Source organism: Streptomyces sp. MGP-P1 (assembly GCF_057766565.1).
The window spans coordinates 171,748-191,982 of the sequence record NZ_JBYMEM010000005.1; the positions used below are offsets into that span (position 1 = coordinate 171,748).

General features: G+C 72.2%; 14 protein-coding genes. 5 read left to right on the forward strand and 9 right to left on the reverse strand.

Translation table 11 applies throughout. The features are described 5' to 3' along the window. Positions 1-23 precede the first annotated feature (23 nt). From AC3CH1_RS10090 to AC3CH1_RS10115, 6 genes are all read right to left on the reverse strand, one after another. Positions 24-2,324 carry a SpoIIE family protein phosphatase gene (locus AC3CH1_RS10090; RefSeq protein ID WP_488462581.1) on the reverse strand — a complete coding sequence of 767 codons (2,301 nt, stop codon included), beginning with the start codon at positions 2,322-2,324 and terminating at the stop codon, positions 24-26. 208 nt (positions 2,325-2,532) lie between these two features. Then, positions 2,533-3,123 (reverse strand): TetR/AcrR family transcriptional regulator, encoded by a 591-nt coding sequence (locus tag AC3CH1_RS10095; protein ID WP_488462582.1) that lies wholly within the window; start codon positions 3,121-3,123, stop codon positions 2,533-2,535. Between the two features lie 213 nt (positions 3,124-3,336). Next, a complete protein-coding gene (locus AC3CH1_RS10100; protein WP_488462583.1) occupies positions 3,337-4,356 on the reverse strand; it encodes an ABC transporter permease in 1,020 nt (339 codons plus the stop codon). Beyond that, on the reverse strand, positions 4,343-5,479 hold the full coding sequence (locus AC3CH1_RS10105) for an ABC transporter ATP-binding protein (protein WP_488462584.1): 1,137 nt from the start codon (positions 5,477-5,479) through the stop codon (positions 4,343-4,345). Before AC3CH1_RS10105 ends, AC3CH1_RS10100 begins: the two co-directional genes overlap by 14 nt. Before the next feature lie 126 nt (positions 5,480-5,605). After that, complete coding sequence (locus tag AC3CH1_RS10110) at positions 5,606-6,850, reverse strand: LolA family protein (RefSeq protein WP_488462585.1); 1,245 nt, start codon at positions 6,848-6,850, stop codon at positions 5,606-5,608. Positions 6,851-7,040: 190 nt separating this feature from the next. Then, positions 7,041-8,051, reverse strand: coding sequence for a polyprenyl synthetase family protein (locus tag AC3CH1_RS10115; RefSeq protein ID WP_361878506.1), 1,011 nt, complete (start codon positions 8,049-8,051; stop codon positions 7,041-7,043). A 159-nt stretch (positions 8,052-8,210) separates the two neighbouring features. Between AC3CH1_RS10115 and AC3CH1_RS10120 the strand changes: the two genes are divergently transcribed. The 5 genes from AC3CH1_RS10120 (at position 8,211) to AC3CH1_RS10140 (ending at position 14,728) form a co-directional block, all read left to right on the forward strand. Beyond that, positions 8,211-9,710 carry a peptide MFS transporter gene (locus AC3CH1_RS10120; RefSeq protein ID WP_488462586.1) on the forward strand — a complete coding sequence of 500 codons (1,500 nt, stop codon included), beginning with the start codon at positions 8,211-8,213 and terminating at the stop codon, positions 9,708-9,710. A 39-nt stretch (positions 9,711-9,749) separates the two neighbouring features. Beyond that, a complete protein-coding gene (locus tag AC3CH1_RS10125; protein WP_488462587.1) occupies positions 9,750-11,744 on the forward strand; it encodes a CocE/NonD family hydrolase in 1,995 nt (664 codons plus the stop codon). A 160-nt stretch (positions 11,745-11,904) separates the two neighbouring features. Continuing rightward, complete coding sequence (fahA, locus tag AC3CH1_RS10130) at positions 11,905-13,134, forward strand: fumarylacetoacetase (protein WP_488462588.1); 1,230 nt, start codon at positions 11,905-11,907, stop codon at positions 13,132-13,134. Beyond that, positions 13,131-13,826, forward strand: a complete 696-nt coding sequence (locus AC3CH1_RS10135; protein WP_488462589.1) for a GOLPH3/VPS74 family protein — start codon at positions 13,131-13,133, stop codon at positions 13,824-13,826. The genes fahA and AC3CH1_RS10135 overlap by 4 nt, the downstream gene beginning before the upstream one ends. Before the next feature lie 293 nt (positions 13,827-14,119). Continuing rightward, entirely contained in the window at positions 14,120-14,728 is a 609-nt protein-coding gene (locus AC3CH1_RS10140) for a Uma2 family endonuclease (protein ID WP_381902559.1), read from the forward strand. A gap of 38 nt (positions 14,729-14,766) precedes the next feature. On the opposite strand, the gene recQ is transcribed toward AC3CH1_RS10140, so the two are convergent. The 3 genes from recQ to AC3CH1_RS10155 form a co-directional block, all read right to left on the reverse strand. Further along, positions 14,767-16,848 carry a DNA helicase RecQ gene (gene recQ / locus AC3CH1_RS10145; protein ID WP_488462590.1) on the reverse strand — a complete coding sequence of 694 codons (2,082 nt, stop codon included), beginning with the start codon at positions 16,846-16,848 and terminating at the stop codon, positions 14,767-14,769. Positions 16,849-17,002: 154 nt separating this feature from the next. Then, positions 17,003-18,667: an NADH-quinone oxidoreductase subunit NuoN gene (gene nuoN, locus AC3CH1_RS10150; RefSeq protein WP_488462591.1), complete on the reverse strand. Its 1,665-nt coding sequence runs from the start codon at positions 18,665-18,667 to the stop codon at positions 17,003-17,005. Beyond that, positions 18,664-20,235, reverse strand: a complete 1,572-nt coding sequence (locus AC3CH1_RS10155; protein WP_488462592.1) for an NADH-quinone oxidoreductase subunit M — start codon at positions 20,233-20,235, stop codon at positions 18,664-18,666. Before AC3CH1_RS10155 ends, nuoN begins: the two co-directional genes overlap by 4 nt.

A 20,235-nucleotide genomic window follows, 5' to 3' on the forward strand; every position in this document is an offset into this window, starting at 1 on the left:
ACACCGTGCGTCTCCGGGCGGATTCAGCTCGGCGGGAGCGAGGACGAGGACGAGGGCGAGGACGAGGGCGGGAGCGGGAGCGGTCCCGAAGCGGCTTCGGATTCGGATTCGGGATCGGATTCGGGATCGGGATCGGATTCGGGATCAGGATCGGATTCGGGATCGGGATCGGGATCGGGATCGGGATCGGGATCCGAATCCGAATCGCCGCTCGGCAGATCCTGCTCGGTCCACAGCACCTTGCCGTCCGGCCCGTGGCGGGCTCCCCAGTGGGAGGCGAGCCGGGAGACGATGAACAGGCCCCGGCCGCCCTCGTCGACGGTCCGGGCGTGCCGCAGGTGCGGGGAGGCCGTGGAGCCGTCGTGGACCTCGCAGGTCAGCGTGGAGTCCAGCAGGAGCCGCAGCCGCAGGGGCGGGGTGCCGTAGCGGACGGCGTTGGTGACCAGTTCGCTGACGATCAGCTCCGTCGCCTCGACGGTGTCCTCGTCCAGCCCCCAGCCCTGGAGCCGGTCGTGTACGAGCCCCCGGGCGGTGGCGGGCGTCGTGGGGTCCTGGGCCAGGTCCCAGGTGGCGACCAAATGGTCGGAGACCGTACCCGTACGGGCCAGGAGCAGGGCCGCACCGGTGGAGCGGGTGCCGTCCGGCAGCGCGTACACGATGTCGTCGCCCAGTTGCTGGAGGCTCCGGCCCGGCCGGGCGAGGGTCTTTGTGATGCGTTCGGCGGCGTGGTCGCCGGAGAGCAGGTCGGCGGTGCAGAACGCGAGGAGGCTGCCCTCCTCCAGGGGGACGGTGGCGGGGGCGAAGAGAGCGCTGTCGGTGGAGAAGAGCCCGGGTCCCTCCGGCACGTCGAGGGCAACCGCCCGTCCGTCGGGGCCGACGATCAACGGCGCGGGGTGCCCGGCGCGCGCGACGGTGCAGGTGCGGGTGAACGGGTCGTAGACCCCGTACACGCAGCCCGCGCTCAGGGGTTCGCTCCGGAGGGCGTCGGCCGGGGGCAGGGTGGCGCGTTCGTGGGCGAGGCGGTCGGCGGTGTCCTTGAGCCGGGCGAGGACCTCCTCCGGCTCCAGGTCGAGACCCGCCAGCGCCTGGATGACCGTACGCAACTGGCCCATGGCGATGGCCGACTGGAGGCCCTCGCCCGCGACGCCGCCCACGACGAGCGCGGTGCGGGCGCCGGAGAGGGCGATGGTGTCGAACCAGCAGCCGCTGTCCCGGCCGGGCAGCAGGACGTGCGCGGTGTCGACGGCTGCCTGCTGCCGTTCGGCCTGCGGGAGCAGCCGCCGCTGGACGGTCGCGGCGATGACGTGCTCGCGCTCGTAGCGGCGGGCGTTGTCGATGCCGAGGGCCGCCCGGGTGGCCGCCGCGACGGCGAGGGAGAGGTCGTCGTCGTCGAAGGGCTCGGCCGCTCCGCAGCGGTAGAGGCTGACCAGCCCGAGGACCGCTCCCCGCAGGGTCAGGGGCACCACGATCAGGGAGTTCGCGCCGGTCTCCGCGACGGTGCGCGCCCCGTCCGGGTCGGTGTCCGGCCACGGGGTGCCGGACCCGAGCGGGACGAGCCGGGCCCGCAGGTCGGTGGTGGCGAGCGCGTACGGCGTACGGGCGGGGAGGCGGCGGGTCACCCCCGTCGAGCGCTCCCGGTCCCCGACCTCCCCCTCGCCCTCCGCCGTGTCCCGGACCGCGTCGCACCGGCCGCTCGCGGCGCGGCGCAGCGGGGTGCCGGGCGGCAGCGGGCCCGCCGGCGGGTCGGCGCCGCGCAGGACGTCGTCCACCACCTCGACGACGGCGAGGTCGGCGAATCCGGACACCAGGGCGTCGGCGAAGGCGCGGCAGGTGGCGGCGACGTCGAGGGAGCCGCCGACGGCGTCCCGCACGGCGGCGAGCGCGGCGTCCCGGGCGCGGGCCCGTTGGCGCTCGGTGACGTCGACGATCGCGGTCAGCAGGCCGAGGGCGGGTGCGTCGGGGCCGCCGGGGCCGTCGAGGCGGTAGGAGGAGACCAGGAACTCCCGGTCGCCGGGGACCTCGCGCAGCCGGCCGCGCACGAGACGGTCGCGTACCGGGCCTTCGCCGGCGAGCACCCGCTTCATGATCTGCTCGGCGCCGCCCGGGTCGTCGAGCCGGAAGGCCTCGGTGAACCGGTGGCCGATGTACTCCTCGGTCTCCACACCGTCGACGAGTGAGTTGGCCCGTACGAGACGGAGCTGCGGGTCGAGCACGACCAGGCCGACGGCGGACTGGGTGAACAGGGTCGCCAGCAGTGCCTCGTCCAGCTGGTCCGGAACGCCCCGGGGCGTTCCGCGCCCGGCCGGGGTCTCGGCGTCCGCCACGGCTCCACCTGCCCTCCGGCTCCGGCGCACCGGTGCACCGGAGCCGGTACGCGCCGGACCAGCATCACCCGCCGCACCGGGTCCGGCCACCGGTGGCGGGCAGAGGCGTGAACGACGGGGACGGCGGCGGGTCCGGGTCCGGCCGGTCCCTCTCGTGATGAAGGTGACATCCACGCTTCCGGGGGCGCGGCCCGATGCCCCACCGGCCTCAGTACCCCGGCGCGCGCAGCGAGCGCAGTACGTGGTTCACCAGGGTGGCGATCGTCTCCTCGTCCTGGACGGGCTTGCGCAGCACATGGCGGTAGTAGACCGGGCCGTACAGCATCTCCACGGCGAGCGGGAGGTCCGCACCTGGCGGGATCTGGCCCTGTTCCTGGGCGCTGCGCAGCCGGCCGATCGCTTCCTCGACGCGCGGGTCGACCAGCTCCTCCCGCAGCCGCTGGGCCAGCAGGTCGTCGTGGTGCAGCTCGGAGAGGATGCCCGCGTAGGCGGGGCCGAACGGCGGGACCGAGAGCAGTCTCACCGCGCCGGCGACGTGGGCGCGCAGGTCGGCGCCGATGTCGCCGGTGTCCACGAACGGCGTGGCGTCGATCAGGGCGTCCGCGAACGCCTCCAGCAGCACCGCGCCCTTCGAGGGCCACCAGCGGTAGATCGTCTTCTTGCTGACCCCGGCACCGGCGGCGATGGCCTCTATCGTGACGTGCCCGTACCCCCGCTCCGTACAGAGATCGAGAGCGGACCGCAGGATCGCGCGGCGTGACCGTTCGCTGCGGCGCACACTGCTCGGCGATGTGATCATTCGGTGAGCTTAGGGGGGTTCCGGCCAATCTCTTGTTGACATCTCGTCGCCAAAGACCGCACCATACCCAGGCGGAAACGGAACGTACCGTGTCGCTTCGTTCCCGGTGTCCGCACCGTTCGTGCCGTTCGTGCCGCGACGAGCCGATCGGGGGACGGCTCGCCCGGCCGACGGCGCGGACGGCCTCCCGACGATCCGATCCAGCCAGGTTCCTCAGGCCGTGATGTCCTTGGCCGTGAAGCGTGCCCAGGCCGCCGAGCCGAACACCGCGACGTACAGCCCCTGCAGTTGGAAGTTCTTGATCAGGTCGTCCCAGTGGACGGGTTCGCGCAGGACGTCCACGAAGGACATCCAGTGGTGCGCGAACAGGTACGGGTGCACGCCGCTCAGCTGCGGAATGCTGTCGAGGATCTGCACCGTGATCAGCAGCCCGACCGTGGCCGCCATCGCCCCGATCCCGCTGCCGGTCAGCGTCGAGACGAACAGCCCGAGCGCGGCGAACCCGGTCAGGGAGACCGCGACGACGAGCGCCGTCAATGCCGCCCGCACCAGCCCCTCGCCGAAACTGATCCGGGTCCCGGAGATCGTGGTGACCTCGCCCACCGGGAACAGCAGCGCACCCACCGCCAGCGCCGAGGCCGCCACGACCAGGGTCGCGACCAGGCAGAAGGCGAGGACGGAGGCGTACTTCACCAGCAGCAGCCTGGTCCGGCCGGCCGGCGCGACCAGCAGATAGCGCAGGGTGCCGCTGCTCGCCTCGCCCGCGATCGCGTCGCCCGCGACGACGCCGACGGCCATCGGCAGGAAGACCGGCAGGGTCGCGGCGAGGGCGGCGAAGACGAGGAACAGACCGTTGTTGGTGACCTGGGCGAGGAACGCCGGGCCCGCCCCGCCGTCCGGGCCCCCCGCCCCGCCACCGCCGCCGCCCGTCTCGATCCGGACCGCGATCCCGATGAGTACGGGTACGGCGGCGAGCACGCCGAGCAGGGCGAAGGTCCGGTGGCGGCGGAGCAGCGTGATGATCTCGGACCGGAGGAGACCCAGCGTCCACAACGGGTTGCGGGAACGCACCGGAGCACGGGAACCCGCCGGATCACGGGGGCCCGCCGGATCACGGGGGCCCGCCGGATCGCCGACTCCCTCCGCCCCGGCCTGGGGTGCTGTCCCGACCTGCGGCGGCGTCTCAGCCCGCGACGGCGTCCCGGCCTCCGGCGGCGTCTCAGCCTGCGACATCGAATCCCTCTCCCGTGAGTGCGACGAAGGCGTCCTCCAGCGAGCCCCGCTCGACGCCGAAGAACCGCACCCGCACCCCGCCGGACACCAGCGCCGCGTTGAGGTCGGCGAGATCCACGGCGGCGGGCGGGGCGTCGGCGGACAGCCGGTCGCCGTCGGCGCTCAGGCCGGTGAGCCCGTGCTCCTCGAGTATGCGGGCCGCGTCCCCGGGGTCCGGGGTGGTGACGGCGAGCCGGCCCCGGGCGCCCGCGGCGAGGTCGGCGACCGGGCCCTGGACGATCAGCCGGCCGCGGGCCATCACCGCGGCGTGCGTGCAGATCTGCTCGATCTCGTCCAGCAGATGGGAGGAGAGGAACACCGTGGTGCCCTCGGCGGCCAGCTCCCGGACCAGGGAACGGATCTCGCGCATGCCCTGCGGGTCGAGGCCGTTGGTCGGCTCGTCCAGGACCAACAGCCGACGCGGCCGGAGCAGGGCGGCGGCGAGCCCGAGGCGCTGCTTCATGCCGAGGGAGTACGCCTTGGCCTTCTTCCCGGAGGCGGCGGCGAGCCCGACCCGCGCCAGGGCCTCGTCGACGCGGGTCCGGCGGGTACGCGGGTCGGCGGTGGGATCGGCCCGGTCGTAGCGCAGGAGGTTGTCCCGGCCGCTCAGGAAGCCGTACAGCGCGGGCCCCTCGATCAGCGCGCCGACCTCCGGCAGCACCGTGCGGGCGGCGCCGGGCATCGGGCGGCCGAGCACCTCGGCGGTGCCGGACGTCGGGTCGATGAGGCCCATCAGCATCCGGATCGTGGTGGTCTTCCCCGACCCGTTGGGGCCGAGGAAGCCGAAGACGCTGCCGCCGGGCACGGTCAGGTCGAGGCCGTCCACGGCGAGCTGCCCACCGCGGTAGCGCTTGGTCAGACCACGGGTGCGGATGACCGGACCGGTCTCCTCCGCACCCGCCGTACCCGCAGCGCCGGCGCTCACCGTGTCCGACGCGCGCACCGCACCCGCCGTATCCGCACCGCCCGCACCGCCCGACACGCCCGCACCGCCCGACGCGGCTCGCGCGCCCGCCTCGGCAGACCCGGGCGATCGGGCCGATCCGGTCGCTCCGGTCGCTCCGGCGGTCCCCGTCCTCGTCATCCCGGTCGCACCTCTCCCGTCCGCGCGGCTGGCAGCGCCCCCGCGGCACTGCCGCCCCGCCGCACGGTGTGCGACGGGGCGGGGTGTCCGGCGCCGGTCGTCCGGCAGGGCGGGCGCCGGGGTGTCCTACTTGGCGGCGTCGGCGGCGCGGACCAGCGCGTCCTTCGTCACCGCTCCGACGTACACCCTGCCGTCGTCCGTCAGCAGGGCGTTGACCAGGCGCGTCTTGAAGACCGTGCCCGAACCGAACTTTCCGGTGACCTTGTCGCCGAGCGCGTCGAGGAAGCCCTGGGCCTCGGCCGGGACGTCGCCCGAGCCGGCCGCGGGGAGGCCCGTGCCGCCGGGGGTCCTGATCTCGGCGATCGAGGTCCAGCCCTTGCCGATGACGTTGAGGCCCTCGAAGCCGTCCAGCTCGGCCAGCTGCCCGGGGAGCGCCTGCTGCGCCGCGCCGCGCTCGTCCTTGCCGGTCTCCAGCTCGTCGGCCTCGGTCACCTCGGCCCCCTTGGGCGGGGTGAAGTCGAAGGTGGACGCGGCGGGCTCGGAGAAGTCGACCTTGGTGAACCCGGCGTCGACCACGGCCTTGCCGCCGCTCGCCGCCGACAGGGTGAACTTCAGCGGTACGCCGTTCTCGGCGTCCACGGCGATACGGACCGAGCCGATCGTCGAACCGGACTGCTTCGGCTTGATCAGCAGCTGGTACGCGTCCCGCCCGGCGACCTGCGCCGTGCCGTCCACGGTGACCGAGGTGGTGTCCCCGGCCGCCGCGAGCGCCTTCTCGGCGAAGTCCTTCGGGGTGGCCGGAGCGCCCTTGGGGGCCTTCGGCGCCTTCTCCGCGTGCTTGCCGCCGTCCCGGCCCTCGGGAGCCTCGGCGTGGTAGACCTCGTCGGACTCGCTGTCGTACGCCCAGACCTCGCCCTGGTTGTGGATGAGGCTGTACTCGGACGCGTCCCCGAGGATGGAGAGCTTCTGCCGCTCCGGGCCGTCGGCGGCCACGCGCAGCGTGTGCGTGCCGGACGTCAGCTCCATGAGCTTGTCCTGCGGGGCCGCCGCGCCGCCGTCCTCGTCCCCGCCCGCGCCGCCCGGTACGAGCGAGCCCGCGAGGCCGTCGAGGGGGAGGCCCAGGTCGGTGCTGATCTTGAACGTGCCGGAGAGCTGCTCCTCGTCGGAAGCGGCGATCTTCTCGATGAGCTGCTGTGCGGTGATCTTCGGCAGGTCCGGGTCGCCGGTGCTGGCGAGCGCCGGGACGAGCCCGATGGTCGCGGCCGCCACCCCCGCGACCGCGACGGGGACGATGTAGCGCGCCGTCTTCCGGCGGCCCACGACAGTGCTCGTGGCCTCGCCGGTGGTCTCTGCGCTGTCGTTCGGTGCCATGGTGTGCCCTACCTCCGTGGTCGGCGGCTTCCGTTGGTATCCATCTGACCAAATCGGACGGCCTGAAGCGTCAGACCCGGGGATCAACTCCGCCTACTGCTCCGGTATGACACCGGGGCGGGGCGTGTGCGCCATCCAGTAGGGGTAGGGGGCCCGGTGACGCCGCGTCAACCGCGGCGGCGGCGCGGGCTCAGCCCGCGCGGTGCACCACGGCGTCGCACAGCTCTTCCAGCGCGGACTTCGCGTACCCCTCGGGCAGCGGTGCGAGCGTGGCGCGCGCCGCCTGGGCGTAGCGCACGGTGTCCTGGCGGGCCTGCTCCAGCGCCGGGTGGGCGCGCAGCCGGCGCAGCACCTCGTCCAGGGCGGCGTCGTCGCCGAGGTCGCCGTCGAGCAGCTCGACGAGCTCCAGGTCGTCGGGCTTGCCGTCGGCCGCCGCCTGGGCGCGCAGCCGCAGGACCGGGAGGGTCGGGATGCCCTCGCGCAGGTCGGTGCCCGGGGTCTTGCCGGACTCGTGGGAGTCGGAGGCGATGTCGAGGACGTCGTCGGCGAGCTGGAAGGCGATGCCGAGCCGTTCCCCGTACTGGGTGAGGACGTCCACGGTCCGCTCGTCGGCGCCGGACATCATCGCGCCGAAGCGGCCGGACACGGCGACCAGCGAGCCGGTCTTGCCGCTGAGGACGTCCAGGTAGTGGTCGACCGGGTCGCGGCCGTCGCGCGGGCCCGCGGTCTCCAGGATCTGGCCGGTGACGAGCCGCTCGAAGGCCTCCGCCTGGATGCGGACGGCCTCGGGGCCGAGGTCGGCCAGGATGTGGGAGGCGCGGGCGAAGAGGAAGTCGCCGGTGAGGACGGCGACGGAGTTGCCCCAGCGGGTGTTGGCGCTGGGCACCCCGCGCCGCACGTCGGCCTCGTCCATCACGTCGTCGTGGTACAGCGTGGCCAGGTGGGTCAGTTCGACGACGACGGCGGCGGGGACGACGCCCGGCGCGCCCGGATCACCGAATTGTGACGCGAGCATGACCAGCAAGGGGCGGAACCGCTTGCCCCCGGCCCGCACCAGATGCTGGGCGGCATCCGTGATGAAGGGGACATCGCTCTTGGTGGCTTCGAGCAGCCCCGCCTCGACAGCGGCCAGGCCCGACTGGACATCGGCCTCAAGAGCCTGGTCCCGCACGTGCAGTCCGAACGGCCCGACGACGGTCACGAGGGCATCTCCTGTCTGCTGACGATCACACGCAATGTCGATGTGTCGCTGTCTCTCTTAGCAACTTCAGCGTATCCGGTCCGCAATGGATCACCGTGGGCGGCTTCCCATGACCGCCGGTATGTTCGGGATCAGCTCATACGATCAGGAGTCCCCGTTTTGTCGCACAGCACCTCCGGCACCGAGCCGGCCAAGCCCCCTCCCGAGGACGACCACGCCTTCTTCGGGCAGCCACGGGGTCTGATGACCCTGTCCGGCCTGGAGGTCTGGGAGCGGTTCTCGTTCCTGGGCATGCAGGCCATCCTGGTGCTGTTCTTCGCCGACACGGTGGCTAACGGCGGCATGGACATGGACCCCGGAACCGCCGCCTCCGTCTCCGCCGCCTACGGGACGCTGGTCTACCTGGTCTCCGTGGCGGGCGGCTGGCTGGCCGACCGGATCCTCGGCTCGTACCGGGCCGTGCTCTACGGCGGCATCCTCATCGCGTGCGGCCACTACAGCATGGCCGTCCCCACCGACGCCATGACCTGGGTGGGCCTCGGCCTGATCAGCGCCGGAACCGGCCTGCTCAAGCCCAATGTGGCCTCCATGGTCGGCAAGCTCTACCGCACCGACGACGAGCGGCGCGACGCCGGCTTCGCCCTCTACTACATGGGCATCAACATCGGCGCGTTCGCCGGACCGCTGATCACCGGCTGGCTCGGCGACCACGTCAGCTGGCACTGGGGCTTCTCGGCCGCCGCGGTCGGCATGACCTTCGGTCTGATCCAGTACGTGGCGGGCCGCCGTCACCTGGCCGGGCGTAAGCACGCCGCCGAGTTCGCGCTGGCCCCCGACGCCATGCGCCGCGCGGTCCGGCTGATCATCGGCGGGGCCGTCGTCGTCGCCGCGGTGGCCACCGCGCTGGCCCTGGCGGGCCGGCTGACGATGGACCGGTTCGTCGACGTCCTCACCGTCATCTCGGTGATCGCGCCGATCGTCTACTTCGTGGTGATGTTCCGGTCCCCCCGGGTCACCGCCGAGGAACGCGGCAGGCTCCGCCCGTACATCGTCCTCTTCCTCGGGTCCGTCGTCTTCAACTTCATCCTCTTCCAGGCGTACTCCACGATGATGCTGCTCGCGTCGACGAACGCCCGGACCGAGATCCTCGGCTTCACCTTCCCGGCCAGCTGGTACGCCTCCGCGCTCGGCGCCTTCGAGGTCGCGCTCGCCCCGGTCGTCGCCGCGGTCTGGGCGAGGATGGGCCCCCGCCAGCCGCACGCCTCCAACAAGATCGCCTTCGGGGTGATCCTCGGCGGGCTCTCCTTCCTGCTGATGGTCCTGCCCACCTCCGGGCACGCCGACGACACCTACCGCATGGCGGCCTGGTGGATCGTCGGCTCGTACCTGCTGCTCGGGCTCGGCGACATCCTGCTGGAGACCTCCGGCATGTCCGCCACCACCAAACTCGCCCCCAAGGCGTTCGCGAGCCAGACGATGGCCCTGTGGTTCCTCTCGCTCGCCCTGGCCAACGGCATCCAGGCCCAGGTCGTGAAGTTGTACGGCGAGGTCTCCAACCCCGCCTACTTCGGCGTCAACGGCGCGATCGCCGTGGCCGCGGGCGTGGCGATGATCGCCGCGGCCCCGTGGCTGAAACGCACCATGCACCCCGTCCACTGAGCGCGCCTTCGCACCCGTCGTCGTACATCGAGGTGACCCATGAACATCACGACCGAGTTCCCGTACGAGACCACCCGCGAGGACGTGTACATCCCGCTCCCCGACGGCGCCCGGCTCTACGCCCGGATCTGGCGGCCGCTGACCGACGAACCGGTCCCGGCCCTGCTGGAGTACCTGCCCTACCGGCTCGGCGACTGGACCGCGCCCCGCGACTGGCAGCGCCACCCCTGGTACGCGGGCCACGGCTACGCCTCCGTACGGGTCGACGTCCGCGGCCACGGCAACAGCGAGGGGCTGCCGGGCGACGAGTACGACGCGCGGGAGCTGGAGGACGGGGTCGCCGTCATCCACTGGCTGGCCCAGCAGGAGTGGTGCTCCGGCCGGGTCGGGATGTTCGGCATCTCCTGGGGCGGCTTCAACTCGCTCCAGATCGCCGCGCTCGCCCCCGAGCCGCTGAAGGCGATCGTCACCGTCTGCTCGGCCGACGACCGCTACGACAACGACGTCCACTACATGGGCGGCTCCGTCCTCGCCGTGGACATGCACGCCTGGGCCGCCACCATGCTCGCCTTCGTCTGCCGCCCGCCGGACCCGGCGCAGGTCGGCGACGAGTGGAAGGAGATGTGGCTGAAGCGGCTGGAGGCCGTCGACCCCTTCATCCACACCTGGCTGGCCCACCAGAGCCGCGACGACTACTGGAAGCACGGCAGCGTCTGCGAGGACTACGGCGCGATCAAGGCGAAGGTCCTCGCGGTCGGCGGCTGGCACGACCCGTACCGGGACACCGTCCTGCGGCTCGTGGAGCACCTGGACCCCGAGCAGGTGCGCGGGGTGATCGGCCCCTGGTCGCACCAGTACCCCGACCGGGGGCTGCCGCCGGGGCCCGCGATCGGCTTCCTCCAGGAGACGCTGCGCTGGTGGGACCAGCACCTCAAGGGCCAGGAGACGGGCGTGATGCGGGAGCCGCTGCTGCGGTCCTGGATCAGCGGCTCGCACCCGCCCGCCACGGTGTACGAGACGCTGCCGGGCCGCTGGGTCGGGGACGCGAGCTGGCCCTCGGAGAACGTCTCCCCGGTGGCGTACGCCCTCCAGGGCGGCGAGCGGATCGTCGCCTCGCCGCAGCAGACCGGCCTGGACGCGGGCCGCTTCTTCCCGTTCGGCAACGACGCGGACCTGCCGCCGGACCAGCGGGACGAGGACGCGAAGTCGGTGTCCTTCGAATTCCCCGTCGCGGACGCGCCGATCGAGATCCTCGGCCGCCCCCGGGTGAAGCTCCGCCTCCGGATGGACGTCCCACGCGGCCAGGCCATCGCCCGCCTCTGCGACGTCGCGCCCGACGGCTCCTCCACCCTGGTCACCCGGGGCGTGCTCAACCTCGCGGCCCGGCACGGCCGCGACCGCACCGACGACTGGACCCCGGGCGAGACCGAGGACGTGGTCTTCGACCTCAACGGCATCGGGCACACCTTCCCGCCCGGCCACCGCATCCGGCTCGCCGTCTCCTCCTCCTACTGGCCCTGGATCTGGCCGCAGGCCGGCTCGGCGGGCTTCACCCTGGACGCGGACGGCAGCTTCGTCGAACTGCCGGTGCGCCGCCACACCGAGGACCCGGCGATCACCTTCGGGGAGCCCGAGCAGTCCGAACCGCTCGGCGTGGTCCACCCGGTCACCCTGGAGGAGCCACGCCCCGAACGCCTCGTCGTCCGGGATGTCGCCAAGGGCGAATGGCGCCTGGAGGTCGACCCCCGCTACGGCGGTACGCGCGTCTACCCCGACGGCCTCGAATTCACCGAGGACGCCCTGGAGACGTACACGATCCAGCAGGACGACCCGCTCTCCGCGCGGACACGCTCCGACTGGCGGATCCGGCTGCACCGCCCGGAGACGGCCTGGGACGTGGAGATCGAGACCCGCTCCGAGATCGCCGCGGACGACCGGGACTTCATCACCTCCAACGAGGTGATCTGCAAGGACGGCGAGGAGGTCGTCTTCCACCGCACCTGGGAGAAGCGCGTCCCGCGCACGGCGGGCTGAGCGGCGCGCGGTTCTCCTGTTCGGGTCCCCCGGTTTTCCGGGGGACCCGATGAACTTTCCGGGCAATGCGCACAGTTGGGGATAGTCGGGGCACTGCCGCTGGGTAGGAGCACCGACGTAACGTGTCCCCAACGCGACCTGGAAAGCGAGGCAGCACCACATGCCCGAGCAGAGCAGCCCGCTCGATCTGGCCGAGGGCGACCCCTTCGGCCCGCACAACCTTCCGTACGGTGTGTTCTCCACCCCCGACCACCCCGACGACCGCCGGGTCGGCGTCCGCATCGGCAACCACGTCCTGGACGCCGGGGCCGCCGCCCACGCGCTCGGCTCCCCCTACGCGGGGCTGCTCGCGCAGCCGAGCCTGACACCGCTGCTCGCGGCGGGCCGCACCGCCTGGCGGGACGTGCGCCGCGCGCTCACCGCCTGGCTGACGGTCCCCGCCCACCGCGCGGACATCGAGCCGCTGCTGCACCCGGTGGACGCGGTGACCCTGCACCTGCCGTACGAGGTCGCGGACTACGTCGACTTCTACGCCAGCGAGCACCACGCCACCAACGTCGGACGGATCTTCCGGCCGGACGGCGACGCGCTCACCCCCAACTGGAAGCACCTGCCGATCGGTTACCACGGCCGCTCCGGCACCGTCGTGGTCTCCGGCACCGACGTGGTGCGCCCCAGCGGCCAGCGCAAGGCCCCCGCCGACCCGGCCCCCGTCTTCGGGCCCTCGGTGAAGCTCGACATCGAGGCCGAGGTCGGCTTCGTCGTCGGCGTCCCCTCCGCGCACGGCGCCCCGGTGCCGTTGGTCGACTTCCGCGAGCACGTCTTCGGCCTCTCGCTCCTCAACGACTGGTCCGCCCGCGACCTCCAGGCCTGGGAGTACGTGCCGCTCGGCCCGTTCCTCGGCAAGTCCTTCGCCACCTCCGTCTCCGCCTGGGTCACCCCGCTGGAGGCCCTGGACGCCGCCCGCACCGCGCCCCCGGCCCGCGACGTCCCCCTGCTCCCCTACCTCGACGACGCGACGGACGAGGATCCGGGCGGCTTCGACATCCGCATCAGCGTCGAGATCAACGGGCAGGTGGTCGCCGAGCCTCCGTTCGCCTCGATGTACTGGACGGCCGCCCAGCAGCTCGCCCACATGACGGTGAACGGCGCGTCGCTGCGCACCGGCGACCTGTACGGCTCCGGAACCGTCAGCGGCCCCGAGCCCGCCCAGCGCGGCTCGCTCCTGGAGCTGACCTGGAACGGCCGCGACGCGCTCGAACTCCCCGAGGGCAAGCGGACGTTCCTGGAGGACGGCGACACGGTCACGCTGACCGCCTGGGCCCCCGGCCCGCACGGCACCCGGGTGGGCCTCGGCGACGTGACCGGAAGGGTCGTCACCGCGCCATGACGCACGACGCCCCCGCGCTGACGCTGCCCGAGGAGCTGATCCTGCTCGCCCTGGACCCGGACCGGGGCAAGCCGACGTGCGGGGCCCGCGACCTGGCTTACGGGACCGCCGGGGCGGCCCTCGCGGAGCTGGAGATCCAGGGCCGGATACGGGAGGAGGGCGGCCGGATCCAGGTGGTGAACCCGCTGGACCCGGCCGACCCGCTCCTCGCCGCCCTGCTCCGGACCCTGGATCCGCCGGCCAAGGGCCGCCGCCGGGGGATCCGCGCCCGGCGCTGGGTGGGCGAGTACGACCGGTACGTGCAGGAGAAGTACCTGGACTCCCTGGTCGAGCGCTCCGTCCTGTCCCGGAAGACCCACCGCTTTCTCGGCGTCTTCCCCTACCACCGCCACTACCCGGGCGTGCCGGACCTCGCCCCGGGCGTCCTCGACCGGTTCGCGGCCGCCGAGGCGGCGGGATATCCCGACCACCGCGACCGGGTGCTGGCCGCCCTGGCCTCCGCCATCGGCCTGGCCGGCGACCTGACCCGCCTCGGCCGCACGGGCCGGACGGTCATGAAGGTCATGCGCCGCTCCGAGTGGACCGCCGCAGCGGTCCACTACAACGTGAAGCAGAACGATTCCGGCAACGGCTGGAGCGGCGGCAGCGGGGGCGGAGAGAGCGGCGGCTGCGGAGGGGGCGGCGGGGACTAGGCCCTGTCGTCAAACTCCCGTCTGCCCCGCGGCGCCATGCACGCACTCTCGCCGCACCGGGCCCACGCCCGAGTACGTCCAGTACGAGGACGTGAGCCCGGCACGCCGAGAGCACGCACCTGACCCCGTAGGGCCGCCCTCCGGGCGACGACGGGAGTTCGACGACAGGGCCTAGGCCGTGAGGGCGGGCCCGGTCATCGGTGCGCGAGGCGTTCACACATTCGGGGGAGCCTCATCCTGTTCCCGGCGGATACGCTGGTCAGGCCCGCGAGACTCCTCCCATGGGAGCAATGATGAGCATCGAACCCGAGGCCTCCGAGCCGCGGTGGGCGGTCCCGCCCGAGGGCGGCTGGACCGCCGATGACCTGGACACACTCCCGAATCTGCCTCCGCACACGGAGCTGATCGACGGGAGCCTCGTTTTCGTGAGTCCGCAGACCCTTTTCCATTCGCGAGCGGTCAGCTTCTTCGAGTGGCAGTTGCAGTCTTTGGCTCCGCCCGAGCTGGAGGTCGTGCGCGAATTCACCATCGACATCGACCGCTACAACCGGCCCGAGCCCGATGTGATCGTCATCGACGGTGACATCATCCAGGACCCGAACCAGACCCGGTTCCCCGCCGAGTCGGTGCGCCTGGCCATCGAGGTCGTCTCGCCCGAGTCCCGGTCCCGCGACCGGGAGACCAAGCCCGTGAAGTACGCCCGGGCGGCGATCCCCCACTACTGGCGGGTGGAGAACCACGACGGGCGTGCCGTGGTGTACGTATTCGAGCGGGAGCCGGCCACCGGTGCGTACACCTCGACGGGGATCTTCCACGACCGGATGAAGGTGTCGGTGCCCTTCACCGTCGACCTCGACCTCACGGCGATCACGCCCCGCCGCCGGGCGGCGGACCTGGGATAGGTCCCGCCGCCCCTCCCTCCCCCGCCGCCCGGTACGCATCACTCGTACTCGGGCGGTTCCTCGTCCCAGCCGAACTCGGGGTCGCCGTGCTGCGGGGCCTGGACCGCGGCCGGGGACTGTGTACGGGCCGGAGCCGCCGACGGGCGCGACGCGGGCACGGGAGCCGCTGCGGGAGCCGCGGCCGCCGGGGCGGGAGCTTCCGTCGCCGCACCCGGGGGCGTCTGCGCCAGGACCTCCAGCACGCCCTCCCCGTACGTCGCGAGCTTCTTCTCGCCCAGACCGCTGACGCCACCCAGCTCCGCCAGGGAGCTCGGGTGCAGCGTCGCGATCTCGCGCAGCGTGGCGTCGTGGAAGATGACGTACGCCGGGACGCCCTGCTCCTTCGCCGTCGCCCCGCGCCAGGCGCGCAGCGCCTCGAAGACCGGGACCGCGGACTCCGGGAGATCGGCGGGGGCCGCCTTGCCCTTGGCGCCGCCGGCGGAGGACGACGACCGGGACGTCGGCTTCTTCGGCTCCTTGCGGAGCAGCACGTCCCGCTCCCGCCCCAGGACCGTCGCGCTCTCGTCGGTCAGGACCAGCGTGCCGTACTCCCCCTCGACCGCGAGCAGCCCCTGGGCCAGCAGCTGGCGCACCACACCGCGCCACTCCGCCTCCGCCAGCTCCTCGCCGATGCCGAAGACGGAGAGCTGGTCGTGGTCGAACTGGATGACCTTGGCGGTCTTGCGGCCCAGCAGGATGTCGATGATCTGGCCGGCGCCGAACTTCTGGTTCCGTTCGCGCTTCAGCCGCACGACCGTCGAGAGCAGCTTCTGCGAGACGACCGTGCCGTCCCAGGTCTCGGGCGGGGCGAGGCAGGTGTCGCAGTTGCCGCAGGCGGGGGCCGTGGGTTCCTGGCCGAAGTAGGTCAGCAGCTGGGCCCGGCGGCACTGGACCGTCTCGCACAGGGCCAGCATCGAGTCCAGATGGGAGGCGGCCCGGCGGCGGAACGCCTCGTCGCCCTCGCCACCCTGGATGAGCTTGCGCTGCTGGACGACGTCCTGGAGTCCGTACGCCATCCAGGCCGTCGACGGCTCCCCGTCACGGCCCGCGCGACCGGTCTCCTGGTAATACCCCTCGACGGACTTGGGGAGGTCGACGTGGGCGACGAAGCGGACGTCCGGCTTGTCGATGCCCATGCCGAACGCGATCGTCGCGACGACGACGAGCCCCTCCTCGCGGAGGAAGCGCGCCTGGTGGGTGGCGCGCGTCCCGGCGTCCAGGCCCGCGTGGTAGGGCACGGCCTCCACGCCGTTGCGGCAGAGGTACTCCGCGATCTTCTCGGTGGAGTTGCGCGAGAGGCAGTAGACGATGCCCGCGTCCCCGGCGTGCTCCTCCTTCAGGAAGGTGAGGAGCTGCTTCTTGGGCTCGGACTTCGGCACGATCCGGTACTGGATGTTCGGCCGGTCGAAGCTCGCGACGAAGTGCTTCGCGTCCGGCATGCCGAGGCGGCGGGTGATCTCCTCGTGCGTGGCGTGGGTCGCGGTCGCCGTCAGGGCGATGCGCGGAACGTCCGGCCAGCGCTCGCCGAGCACGGACAGGGCCAGGTAGTCGGGGCGGAAGTCGTGGCCCCACTGGGCGACGCAGTGCGCCTCGTCGATCGCGAAGACGGAGATCTCGCCCCGGGCCAGCAAGGAGAGGGTGGAGTCCAGCCGCAGCCGCTCCGGCGCGAGGTAGAGCACGTCCAGCTCGCCCGCGAGGAACTGCGCCTCCATCGAGCGGCGCTCGTCGAAGTCCTGCGTGGAGTTCATGAAGCCGGCCCGGACGCCGAGCGCCCGCAGGGCGTCGACCTGGTCCTGCATGAGGGCGATCAGCGGGGAGACGACGACGCCGGTGCCCCGCCTGACCAGGGACGGGATCTGGTAGCAGAGGGACTTTCCACCGCCGGTGGGCATGAGCACGACCGCGTCGCCGCCCGCCACCACATGCTCGATGACCGCGCCCTGCTCGCCGCGGAACGACTCGTACCCGAAGACGCGGTGCAGCGTCCGCCGCGCCTCGCTCTCACCGCCCGTGCCGCTCTCACCGCCCGTGCCGCTCTCGCCGCCCGTGTCGGTGTCGGTCACCGTCCCGGTCACATCCATGGTCACACCCAATGCTCTGTCCCCCGAGGGTCCGCACGCCCGGCCCTGTCCGTCCTGCTCTCGTCCCCGTCCACGATAGGCGGCGGCGACGACAACGCCGGACGGTCTGTGGATAACCGACCGTCCGGCGCTGCTCTCCTGCCTACCGCGCGGGCTACCGCACGAACACTCCCGCCTGGCTCGCCAGGTCCAGGAAGTACTGCGGGGCCAGGCCCAGCACCAGGGTGACGGCGACGCCGACCGCGATCGTCGTCATGGTCAGCGGGGACGGGACGGCGACCGTGGGGCCGTCCGCCTTCGGCTCGCTGAAGAACATCAGGACGATCACGCGGATGTAGAAGAACGCGGCGACGGCCGAGGAGAGCACACCGACGACGACCAGCCCGCCGGCCCCGCCCTCGGCGGCCGCCTTGAACACCGCGAACTTCCCGGAGAACCCGGAGGTCAGCGGGATGCCCGCGAAGGCCAGCAGGAACACCGCGAAGACCGCGGCGACCAGCGGCGAGCGTCGGCCGAGCCCGGCCCACTTCGACAGGTGGGTGGCCTCGCCGCCCGCGTCCCGCACCAGGGTGACGACGGCGAACGCGCCGACCGTCACGAAGGAGTAGGCCAGCAGGTAGAAGAGGACCGAGGAGATGCCCTCCGGGCTGGCCGCGATGACGCCCGCGAGGATGAAGCCCGCGTGCGCGATCGAGGAGTAGGCCAGCAGCCGCTTGATGTCGGTCTGGGTGATCGCGACGATCGCGCCGCCCAGCATCGTGATGATGGCCACCGCCCACATGACCGGCCGCAGGTCCCAGGCGAGGCCCGGCAGGGCCACGTACAGCAGGCGCAGCATCGCGCCGAACGCCGCGACCTTCGTGGCGGCGGCCATGAAGCCGGTCACCGGGGTGGGGGCGCCCTGGTAGACGTCCGGGGTCCACATGTGGAACGGGATCGCACCGACCTTGAAGAGCAGGCCGACCAGGACCATCGCGCCGCCGATGAGCAGCAGTGCGTCGTTGCCCATGGTGTCGGCGAGGGCCGGGTCGATCTCCAGGACCGACCCGTCGACGACATTGGCGATGTCGGCGTACGAGAGGGAGCCCGCGTAGCCGTAGAGGAGGGCGATCCCGAAGAGGAAGAACGCCGAGGAGAACGCGCCGAGCAGGAAGTACTTCACGGCGGCCTCCTGCGACAGCAGCCGCTTGCGGCGGGCCACGGCGCACAGGAGGTAGAGCGGGAGGGAGAAGACCTCCAGCGCGATGAACAGGGTCAGCAGGTCGTTGGCGGCCGGGAAGACCAGCAGCCCCGCCACCGAGAAGAGGAGGAGCGGGAAGACCTCGGTGGTGGCGAAGCCGGCCCGGACGGCGGCCTTCTCGCCTTCACCGCCGGGTACGGCCCCGGCCTGGGCGGCGAAGGAGTCGACCCGGTTTCCGTGGGCGGTGGGGTCCAGTCGGCGCTCGGCGAAGGTGAACACCGCCACCATGGCGACCAGGAGAATGGTGCCCTGGAGGAACAGGGTGGGGCCGTCGATCGCGATGGCGCCCATGGCCACGATCCCGGCGTCCGTGGTGCCGTATCCGCCGGCCGCGAGGCCGACGATCGCGGCGAACGAGCCGGCGACCGCCACCACGGTCAGGAAGAGCTGCGCGTGGTAGCGGGCCCGGCGCGGCACGAAGGCCTCCACCAGGATGCCCAGGACGGCGGCGACCACGATGATCAGGACCGGCATCAGCTGGGTGTACTCGATCTTCGGCGCCGTGAACGTGCTGCCCGGTGCCGCCGATGTCACCCCGCTCGCCGTCGTCCACAGACTGTGGACAGCTGTTGCGCTCACTTGGCGGCCTCCACCTCGGGCTGGGGGTCCTTCTTCTGTACGTCGGACATGGTGTGCTCCACCGCCGGGTTGACGACCTCGGTGAGCGGCTTCGGGAAGACGCCGAGGAAGATCAGCACGGCGATCAGCGGAAGCGCGACCGCCAGCTCCCGGGCCCTGAGGTCCGGCATGGACCGGACCGATTCCTTCACCGGGCCGGTCATCGTGCGCTGGTAGAGGACCAGGACGTAGAGCGCGGCGAGCACGATGCCGGAGGTGGCGATGACGCCGGCCACCGGATACGCGCTGAACGTGCCGACGAGGACCAGGAACTCACTGACGAACGGGGCGAGTCCGGGCAGCGACAGGGTGGCGAGCCCGCCGATGAGGAACGTCCCGGCCAGAACCGGGGCGACCTTCTGGACCCCGCCGTAGTCGGCGATGAGCCGTGACCCGCGCCGGGTGATGAGGAATCCGGCGACCAGCAGCAGCGCGGCCGTCGAGATCCCGTGGTTGACCATGTAGAGGGTGGCGCCCGACTGGCCCTGGCTCGTCATCGCGAAGATGCCCAGGATGATGAAGCCGAAGTGCGAGATCGAGGCGTAGGCGATGAGCCGCTTGATGTCGCGCTGGCCGACCGCGAGCAGCGCCCCGTACACGATGGAGACGAGCGCCAGGGTGATGACCACCGGCGTCGCCCACTTGCTGGCTTCCGGGAAGAGTCCGAGGCAGAAGCGGAGCATCGCGAAGGTGCCGACCTTGTCGACGATCGCGGTGATCAGCACGGCGACCGGGGCGGTGGCCTCGCCCATCGCGTTGGGCAGCCAGGTGTGCAGGGGCCAGAGCGGCGCCTTGATCGCGAAGGCGAGGAAGAAGCCGAGGAAGAGCCACCGCTCGGTGCTGGTCGCCATCTCCAGGGAGCCGTTGGCCCGGGCCTCGGTGATCTCGGAGAGCGAGAAGCTGCCCGCGACCACGTACAGCCCGATGACGGCGGCCAGCATGATCAGGCCGCCGGCCAGGTTGTAGAGGAGGAACTTGACCGCCGCGTACGACCGCTGGGTCGCGGCGTTCTCGTCGGTGCCCGCGTGGGCCCGGTCGCCGAAGCCGCCGATGAGGAAGTACATCGGGATGAGCATGGCTTCGAACAGGATGTAGAAGAGGAAGACGTCGGTGGCGACGAACGACAGGATCACCATGGCCTCGACCATGAGGATCAGGGCGAAGAAGCCCTGCGTCGGACGCCAGCGCGAGGACTTCGTCTCCAGGGGGTCGGCGTCGTTCCAGCCGGCGGCGATGACGAAGGGGATCAGCAGCGCGGTGAGGCCGAGGAGCGCCACCCCGATGCCGTCCACGCCCAGTTCGTAGCGGACGCCGAAGTCGGCGATCCAGGACCGGGACTCGGTGAGCTGGTAGCGGTCGCCGCCCGGTTCGAAGCGGAGGAAGACGACGGCCGCCAGGACGAGCGTGCCGAGCGAGAAGAGCAGCGCGAGCCATTTGGCCGCGGTGCGCCGCGCGGCGGGGACCGCGGCGGTGGCGATGGCGCCGATCGCCGGGAGCGCCGCCGTCGCGGTCAGGAGGGGAAAGGACAT

Coding starts and splice junctions, on each gene's coding strand:
- AC3CH1_RS10095 (WP_488462582.1), bottom strand. CDS start 3,123: ATGATCACATCGCCGAGCAGTGTGCGCCGCAGCGAACGGTCACGCCGC.
- AC3CH1_RS10100 (WP_488462583.1), bottom strand. CDS start 4,356: ATGTCGCAGGCTGAGACGCCGCCGGAGGCCGGGACGCCGTCGCGGGCT.
- AC3CH1_RS10105 (WP_488462584.1), bottom strand. CDS start 5,479: ATGACGAGGACGGGGACCGCCGGAGCGACCGGAGCGACCGGATCGGCC.
- AC3CH1_RS10110 (WP_488462585.1), bottom strand. CDS start 6,850: ATGGCACCGAACGACAGCGCAGAGACCACCGGCGAGGCCACGAGCACT.
- AC3CH1_RS10125 (WP_488462587.1), top strand. CDS start 9,750: ATGAACATCACGACCGAGTTCCCGTACGAGACCACCCGCGAGGACGTG.
- fahA (WP_488462588.1), top strand. CDS start 11,905: ATGCCCGAGCAGAGCAGCCCGCTCGATCTGGCCGAGGGCGACCCCTTC.
- AC3CH1_RS10135 (WP_488462589.1), top strand. CDS start 13,131: ATGACGCACGACGCCCCCGCGCTGACGCTGCCCGAGGAGCTGATCCTG.
- AC3CH1_RS10140 (WP_381902559.1), top strand. CDS start 14,120: ATGAGCATCGAACCCGAGGCCTCCGAGCCGCGGTGGGCGGTCCCGCCC.
- recQ (WP_488462590.1), bottom strand. CDS start 16,848: ATGGATGTGACCGGGACGGTGACCGACACCGACACGGGCGGCGAGAGC.
- AC3CH1_RS10155 (WP_488462592.1), bottom strand. CDS start 20,235: ATGTCCTTTCCCCTCCTGACCGCGACGGCGGCGCTCCCGGCGATCGGC.